Annotated in this window: 1 protein-coding gene; it reads left to right on the top strand. The window is 50.6% G+C overall.

Features of this window, described 5'->3' with window-relative positions; all coding sequences use genetic code 11:
- Nucleotides 1-551, top strand: a 551-nt coding sequence (locus tag J3B89_RS21030) for an IS66 family transposase (RefSeq protein WP_215768315.1), incomplete at both ends; no start/stop codon positions are given.

Here is a 551-nt window from a genome sequence, read left to right as displayed (position 1 = left end):
GGTTTGCGATTTAACGATAACGTACCGGTGAAAGTGATTACGCTGATACCAGACGAGTTAAAAGGGGAAGATGCCGATCAGTATGAAGTGATTGGCGTAAAAAGCACCTTCCGCTTAGCACAGCGCCCAGCGAGCTTCGACGTGCTGCGCTATGACCGGCAAATCATCAAACACAAAGGCAGCGACACTATCCTGCCAAGCGCAGCGCCGTTCAATGTGCTGGATAAAAGCGTGGCGGATGTGAGTTTTATCGTCGGCATGTTGGTGGATAAATTCCAATACCACTTGCCGCTGTATCGCCAACACCAGCGCTTAGCCGCAGCGGGCATTACTTTAAGCCGCAGCACCTTGGGTACTATCGTGGCACGCGGTATTGATTTACTCTATCCGATTGTGGATGCGATGCTGACCAGCATCTTACAAAGCCAGGTGCTGGCAATGGACGAGACGCCGATTAAAGCAGGCAAAGCGGGTCCGGGCAAAATGAAGCAAAGTTACTTCTGGCCGGTGTATGGTGATAAGGATGAAATTGTTTTTACCTTCTCCACCAG

Origin of the sequence: Rheinheimera oceanensis, from assembly GCF_018831085.1 — a bacterium.
Lineage (GTDB): Bacteria > Pseudomonadota > Gammaproteobacteria > Enterobacterales > Alteromonadaceae > Alishewanella > Alishewanella oceanensis.
This window is presented reverse-complemented; position numbering and strand designations above follow the sequence as displayed.